Source organism: Mesonia mobilis DSM 19841, assembly GCF_000423405.1.
GTDB classification, from domain to species: domain Bacteria; phylum Bacteroidota; class Bacteroidia; order Flavobacteriales; family Flavobacteriaceae; genus Mesonia; species Mesonia mobilis.
The window spans coordinates 57,253-65,056 of sequence record NZ_AUHX01000015.1 but is presented as its reverse complement, the minus strand read 5'-3'; the positions used below and the strand labels follow the sequence as shown (position 1 = coordinate 65,056).

Here is a 7,804-nt window from a genome sequence, read left to right as displayed (position 1 = left end):
CATTATTTTTGATTTTATGGAAACTTATCCTCTTAGGTTCTACTACACAAAAATCCAATGTAGCTTTACTAATATCAATGCCAACATAAACATTTTTCATAACTTTGTTTTACTTTGTTGAAGAGATGCTTTTCATCAATAACTCGACTCCTTGATAATGGGCTTTAAATCCCGAATTTCTATTAGAGATTTTGATGAAAGTCTGAACTTGAGTCTGAATCGAACTTTGAACTTTATGTTCTGAGCGAAAATAGTGTACTCAAGTTCAGCTCTCTTTTTTATTAAACTTACTATGAATTTACAAATACAAGTCTAAAGGAGTGATTTTGTGTATGTAATGAAGTAAATTGTATCGAGAACCCAGTTAAGATTCGTTTCTTCTTTTCGAAATAAAATTCATAAGATTTTCATTCAAACAAAGTTAATTTACCCTTTTTAAATCTCCCACTACCTATCTCCTAACACCTCAAACCTATTCCCTACTTCCTAAACTTATTCCACATAAAATAAATCGGCAGCAATACCATCACTTAAAAACTTTCCTTTTTTGGTGATCAATATTTTTTCGTTTTCCTCCTTCAATAATTCTTTTTCAAAAAATACGCGAGCTTCTTTTTCAAAATAAAGCGCTAATTTTTCTCCGAATAAATTTTTAATTTCCTGTAAATTCACGCCAAACTGCGTACGCAAACGCGTCATCACATATTCGTTATAACGATCGATCACGCTTAACTCTTCCACTTCTGCAGGAACAATTTGCTGCTGAATAGATTTTATGTATTTGGTATTGTTATTTACATTCCAACTACGATGTTCGCCATCAAAACTATGTGCAGAAGGTCCGATTCCCAAGTAAGGTTTCCCCAACCAATACGCGGTGTTGTTCTGAGAAAAATAACCGGGTTTCCCAAAATTTGAAAATTCATAATTCACAAAACCGGCTTCTTCTAACGTAGCTAATAAAATCTCAAAATGTGCTTTCGATCGTTCTTCATCGACCGGTTTTACTTTTCCGGTTTCGATCATTTTCTTTAAAGCCGTTTTTGGCTCAACCGTCAAGGCGTAACTCGAAATATGCGGAATCTCTAAAGCCAATGTCTGAGCTAAATTTTCTTGCCAACGTTCATCGCTCATTCCCGGAATGCCGTAAATTAAATCGATCGAAATATTATCGAAATGCTGTTTCGCTAATCGGATAGATTGCAAAGCTTCTGTGGCGTTATGCGCACGATTCATTAATTGTAAATCTTCTTCAAAAAAAGATTGCACACCAATACTGAGTCGGTTAATGCTAGAATTAGCCAATTCTTTTAAAACCTCAACATCTAGATCGTCGGGATTGGCTTCTAGCGTAATTTCAGGATGTTCACCTACGGGATAGTTTTCATAAACAGCATTTAAAATAAAGTTGATCTCTTCCGCAGTTAATAAACTTGGCGTTCCGCCGCCAAAATAAATGGTTTCGACCGCTCCTTTATTCTCCTCTTTTCGCAGCTCCAATTCTGTCACCAAAGCTTTCACCAATTCTTCTTTCTTTTTTAAAGAAGTTGAAAAATGAAAATCGCAGTAATGGCAAGCCTGCTTACAAAAAGGGATATGTATATAAATGCCCGACATCTATGATTCTAATTTATTTTTAGCCTCGATCCACTTCGACATATATTTCGTGCTTTGCAAAGTATGATGCATAAGCATCGCTCCCAAAAAGTTCTGATTTCGATGCTTTTCTAAATCTTGCTGAATGTTGTTTAATACTTCAAAAAACTGTTCGGCAAACCTATTCTCTTGGAAACGCTCATTAATGATCTGAAAGCCGTTTTGCTGTACTTTTTGCCAACGTTTTGGTTTATCGTAAATTTTAATCGCTTCTTCTACGATCGCTTTTTCGTCATTGGCAATTTCTCCAGGCCACGGATATTTCCCACAAATTCCTTCAGCTCCAATAGTCGTGGTAATACTCGGCGTTCCTGCTAACATTGCATCGATAAATTTCCCTTTAATGCCGGCTCCAAAACGTAAAGGCGCTAATAAAACTTTCGCTTTCTTTAAAACATTTTGTGCATCTTCTGCCCTACCTTTCACAATAAAACCTTGATGCTTATTTTGCAATTGCTCTACTTTTTGAGAAGCATAAGCTCCGTAAATTAATAAACGTGCTTTGGGTAATTCTTCACGAATGAGCGGCCAGATCTTTTCTTTTAAATATAAAACTGAATCCCAATTGGGTTGATGCAAAAAGTTACCAATAAACACAAAATCTTTGCGCTTTTCGTATGTAGGCAATTTCTTGATTTTTTCTTCAGAAATACTTGGCGCCAATAATGGTATATAATGCAAGATCGACGGATTCACTTTAAATTTTCTAGCTAACAGATCCACTTCAGCTTCAGAAATAATTAACGAAAGATCGCAACGCAATATACTGGCAATTTCTCGCTTGGCTTCATCGGAGTGTAGATCTTCTCGTACTAAAGTTCTTCCTTTTTTTAGAGCTTCGTAACGTGCTTTTCTAAAAAAATGTAAATCTTCTGTATCTAAAATTCGAATCGCATGCGGGCAATTTTCAGCAACACGCCAACCAAATTGTTCTTCCATCATAAAACGATCAAACATCACTATCTGTGGCGAAAGTTCTTTCACGTAAGCATCAAAATCGGAAGAATTGGTAGTTATCTTTTTCTTTGTAATTCCTAATTCTTCAAAATTTATGGCGTATTCACTAGCTCTCGCCGGGCTTGCATAAATCACCTCATAATTGCGAGCTAAAAATAACTTGATAAGCTGCATCATTCTGCTTCCTGCGGCAGATGAAGTGGGCTCAGGCCAAACGTAACCAATAATGAGTAATCGCTTCATTTTATGTTTTTTTTCACAATGTTTAAAAACAAATGCTAAAGTTTCTTCGTAATTTTACCGCAAATCTACGTTTATTCATGGCAGAAAACACACATCAGATAAATCCGGACCGGTGGGTCGATGACTATTCTGACTATCTGTTTAATTATGCCATTGTGAGAGTGAACGATAGAGAGATTGCCAAAGATCTTATTTCTGAAACTTTTTTGGCCGGTTTGCGTTCTAAAAAATACTTTAAAGGTGAAGCCACCGAACGCACTTGGCTTATTTCGATCTTAAAACGAAAAATTATAGATCACTACCGAAAGATCAATTCTAAAAAAGGACAAGCAGAAGTAAAAATAAACTACACCGATGAAGACCAAGAAGGTGAATGGCTAGAAGAAAAAGTAGCCGATAATTTTGAGCAATCTGCAGAAGACAATTTGGTGAACAACGAATTAGGTGCGGCCATCTACGATTGTCTAGACAAGATTAACCCCAAACACGCCAAAATTTTTAAGATGAAAACCATCGATAACTTTGATACCGAAGTTATTTGTAATGAATTTGGCATCACTCCGTCTAACCTATGGGTAATTATTCACCGTGCAAGAACTGCTTTAGCAGAATGTATGGAAGAAAAATGGTTAAAATAATTTATGAGTTCAGAGAAAACCGATAAAGAATACTGCAAATGTTCTGAGGCAAATTGCTATTGCGATAAGGCTCAATATAACGAAGCTGAAGATTGGGAAAGAGCACAACTACTTACACATTTAGACAAATGTCCTAAGTGCAAAGATTACTCTGAGCGCAATAAAAAACTTACCGAGCTTTGCAATAAAGCCAAACTAACTTCACTTCAAGAAGAAGAACGTTTAGAATTAAAAAGACTACTTCAGGAAAATTTAGAGAAATAAATTTTGGCTTCCCCACAATAATGCCAACCAAATTATCGGAATTAATTCTACCCAAAAAGAAGCATAATACGTTGATTGCTTTTTAGAAGAAAAGAAAATCATTACTCCTAACGTAACAGCGATGATTGCTGCTGAAAGTAAATTTTCAGTTTGCGTGGTCAATACAATTTCTAAGATCAAAAAGACCATTAAAAAAACATAACCCAAACCTTTTGTTTTGGTTACTCCTATTAACTGCGGAAGTGTTTTTAACTCCATACTATCGTAAGAAAGATCACGAATTTCAAAAGGAATGATCAAGGCTAACACGAATACAAAAAGCTGCAAAAATCGCAGCATCACTTCAACAGAAAATACAAAACTGAAGTTCTCTAGCGGCAACCAAACTGCTGTTCCTGCCCACACAAAAGCGATGATAAAAACTTTGATAGTTTGTAAACTGCGTAAATTTTTTCGGTGAGGCAAAAAAGGAACCGCATAAAGTAGCGTAAAAACTCCTAAAAAAGCTGAAACTAAAATCACCTCTAACCGCTGATAGGTTGCCATCACTAGTAATCCTACGAAACAAGCCAAAGAAAACAGTTGGATCACGCGCAGGTTCTTTGCTAAACTCATATGATGCAACCTCGCTACCCCAGCAAATTTCACAAAATTATAACCGGTAATCGTGCTTAAAAACACAAAAGCAACTAATTCTGTTGAGATTTGTACAGGCAACACATACGCACTGGTTAGCATTAATGCACAAACCGCTAAAGATACGTGAATGCTACTATCGATGTAAAATTTAAAAATTGCTTTTAGCCATTGCATATCGCAAAGGTAAGTGAAGCGGAGAAAGTCTTGGTGGTTTATGAAGTATAAATTAAACTTTAGTTTTTCAATAACAAAAACTAATTTTAAAGAAATCTGCCAAAAAGTTGGAATAACTTTATTAACTATCCGACCCTTCCGACTTATTTCACTCTCGTTACATAAGCCACCTTCCCTTCAAAGGGAAGGAACTATTAAATATTCAATTTTAAACACTTAATTCAGCATAAAAATTCAAAAAAAAGATTTTAAGAAATATTCAGTTAAGAAATTGTCAACAATTCATTCATTTAAAGTGAATAACTTCGATTAAAAATCATTTTTAAAATTGTATTTTTGCGCACCACAATCACAACAATTTTTAAAGCTGATGAATACAGATTCTTTTGCGTTAAGACACATAGGCCCAAGGCCTGAGAACATTTCAGAAATGTTGAAAACCATCGGAGTAGATTCACTCGACCAGTTGATCTACGAAACTTTACCTGATGGCATTAAATTAGAAAAAGAATTAGACTTACCGGAAGCGTTAAGCGAGCAAGAATATTTAGAGCACATTACCAAATTAGCTCAAAAAAATAAACTTTTCAAAACCTATATTGGGTTAGGATATCACCAAGCTATTATTCCGCCGGTTATTCAACGAAATATTTTAGAAAATCCGGGTTGGTATACCGCTTACACGCCTTACCAAGCAGAAATTGCGCAAGGTCGTTTAGAAGCCTTAGTAAACTTTCAGACGATGATCGTCGATCTTACCGGTTTAGAATTAGCAAATGCTTCTTTATTAGATGAAGCGACCGCAGCTGCAGAAGCGATGACGTTGCTTTTTGCCGTAAGAGATCGCGCTCAGAAAAAAAATAAGGTCGTTAAGTTTTTTGTTTCTGAAGAAGTATTACCACAAACACTTTCTTTATTAGAAACCAGAGCAGAACCTTTAGCCATAGAATTAGTTATAGGAAATCACGAAGAATTTGATTTTTCTTCTGAATTTTTCGGGGCCTTAGTACAATATCCGGGAGCTTCAGGTAAAATTTACGATTACGCAGGTTTTGTTCAAAAAGCGAACGATGCAGGAATTAAGGTTGCGGTAGCAGCAGATATTTTAAGTTTAGTAAAATTACGTGCTCCGGGAGAATTTGGAGCCGATGTAGTAGTTGGTACTACCCAACGTTTCGGGATTCCGTTAGGTTATGGCGGACCGCACGCTGCATTTTTTGCGACTAAAGAAGCCTACAAAAGAAATATTCCCGGAAGAATTATTGGAGTTACCAAAGATGCCGATGGGAAACCTGCTTTAAGAATGGCGCTTCAAACGCGTGAGCAACATATTAAAAGAGACAAAGCAACTTCTAATATTTGTACTGCTCAGGTTTTACTAGCGGTAATGGCAGGAATGTACGCGGTATATCACGGACCAAAAGGTTTAGAATACATTGCGAATAAAGTGCATCGTTCTACCGCTGAATTAGCAAATGCGCTTGAAAAATTAGGTTATTACCAAACGAATGAATTGTATTTTGATACGATTCAGGTAAAAGCGGATGCTGAAAAAATTAAAGAAGTAGCTGAAGCTAGTGAAATTAACTTCTATTATCCAGATGCCGAAACGGTTTCGATCTCGATTAATGAAGCTACAACCTTAAACGACTTAAACAACATCGTTGCTGTTTTTGCACACGTTGCCGGAAAAGAGTCTATAAAAATTGAAACTTTAGAAAAGAGCGTTTTAGAAAACCAATCGGTTTCTCGTGATACTGAGTTTTTGACGAATGAGGTTTTCAACAAATATCATTCAGAAACTGAATTGATGCGCTACATCAAAAAATTAGAGCGCAAAGATTTATCGTTAAACCATTCGATGATCTCGTTAGGTTCTTGTACGATGAAGTTGAATGCGGCTGCAGAAATGCTTCCGTTAAGTTACCCACAATGGGGTAATATTCACCCGTTTGTTCCTGTAGATCAAGCTGCCGGTTACCAAGAAGTATTGAAGCGATTAGAAGACCAGTTAACAGAAATTACAGGTTTTTCTGCAACTTCACTTCAGCCAAACTCTGGAGCGCAAGGAGAGTTTGCAGGTTTAATGGTGATTAAAGCTTACCACGAATCTCGTGGTGATCACCATAGAAATATTTGTTTAATTCCTTCTTCAGCTCACGGAACCAATCCGGCAAGTGCAGTCATGGCAGGAATGAAAGTGGTCGTAACCAAATCTACCGATAAAGGAAATATTGATGTAGAAGATTTACGCGAAAAAGCCATCAAATATAAAGACAATCTTTCTGCCTTAATGGTAACTTATCCATCTACACACGGGGTATTTGAATCGGCTATCCAAGAGATCACGCAGATTATTCACGATAATGGCGGACAAGTTTACATGGACGGAGCCAATATGAACGCTCAAGTTGGTTTAACCAATCCCGGGAAAATTGGTGCCGATGTTTGTCACTTAAACTTACATAAAACTTTTGCGATCCCTCACGGTGGTGGCGGACCGGGAGTTGGACCAATTTGTGTTGCCAAGCAATTAGTACCATTTTTACCAAGTAACCCGATCATTAACACCGGTGGAGAAAATGCAATTTCAGCTATTTCTGCCGCGCCTTGGGGGTCTTCTTTGGTTTGTTTAATTTCTTACGCCTACATTTCAATGCTAGGTCCAAAAGGATTAAAATCTGCTACCGAACACGCCATTTTAAACGCAAACTACATTAAAGAACGCTTAAACAATCATTTTAAAACGCTTTATTCGGGAGAACGTGGTAGAGCAGCTCACGAAATGATTTTAGACCTAAGACCTTTTAAAGAAAAAGGAATTGAAGTGGTCGATATTGCTAAGCGTTTAATTGATTATGGTTTCCATTCACCAACCGTTTCTTTCCCGGTAGCCGGAACGATGATGATCGAGCCTACCGAAAGTGAAAGCAAAGCCGAATTAGACCGTTTTTGTGATGCTTTAAATTCAATTAAAGAAGAAATTGACGCGATCGAAGATCAAGAAAACAACTTATTGAAAAACGCACCACATACGATGGAAATGCTAACAAGCAATGAGTGGAATTTACCTTACTCTCGCCAAGAAGCCGCTTTCCCGTTAGCGTATGTTGCCGATAATAAATTTTGGCCTTCAGTAAGACGTGTAGACGATGCTTATGGTGATCGTAATTTAATGTGTACTTGTGATCCTATTGAAACGTATATGGATTCTGAATAATTTCAATATTCAT

Annotated in this window: 6 protein-coding genes; 3 read left to right on the top strand and 3 right to left on the bottom strand. The window is 36.7% G+C overall.

Annotation, left to right across the window (positions count from 1 at the left end):
* Positions 1-492 precede the first annotated feature (492 nt).
* Both hemW and G551_RS0111195 read right to left on the bottom strand, forming a co-directional pair.
* A complete protein-coding gene (gene hemW / locus G551_RS0111200; RefSeq protein WP_027885667.1) occupies positions 493-1,617 on the bottom strand; it encodes a radical SAM family heme chaperone HemW in 1,125 nt (374 codons plus the stop codon).
* Complete coding sequence (locus tag G551_RS0111195) at positions 1,618-2,856, bottom strand: glycosyltransferase family 4 protein (RefSeq protein ID WP_027885666.1); 1,239 nt, start codon at positions 2,854-2,856, stop codon at positions 1,618-1,620. It abuts the gene before it with no gap.
* A gap of 77 nt (positions 2,857-2,933) precedes the next feature.
* On the opposite strand from G551_RS0111195, the gene G551_RS0111190 reads away from it, so the two are divergent.
* Positions 2,934-3,494: a sigma-70 family RNA polymerase sigma factor gene (locus tag G551_RS0111190; protein WP_027885665.1), complete on the top strand. Its 561-nt coding sequence runs from the start codon at positions 2,934-2,936 to the stop codon at positions 3,492-3,494.
* Between the two features lie 3 nt (positions 3,495-3,497).
* Positions 3,498-3,758: a hypothetical protein gene (locus tag G551_RS0111185; RefSeq protein ID WP_027885664.1), complete on the top strand. Its 261-nt coding sequence runs from the start codon at positions 3,498-3,500 to the stop codon at positions 3,756-3,758.
* On the opposite strand, the gene G551_RS0111180 is transcribed toward G551_RS0111185, so the two are convergent.
* Positions 3,747-4,571 (bottom strand): UbiA prenyltransferase family protein, encoded by an 825-nt coding sequence (locus G551_RS0111180; RefSeq protein WP_027885663.1) that lies wholly within the window; start codon positions 4,569-4,571, stop codon positions 3,747-3,749. The genes G551_RS0111185 and G551_RS0111180 overlap by 12 nt on opposite strands.
* Before the next feature lie 370 nt (positions 4,572-4,941).
* On the opposite strand from G551_RS0111180, the gene gcvP reads away from it, so the two are divergent.
* A complete protein-coding gene (gene gcvP / locus G551_RS0111175; protein ID WP_027885662.1) occupies positions 4,942-7,791 on the top strand; it encodes an aminomethyl-transferring glycine dehydrogenase in 2,850 nt (949 codons plus the stop codon).
* Positions 7,792-7,804: the final 13 nt, after the last annotated feature.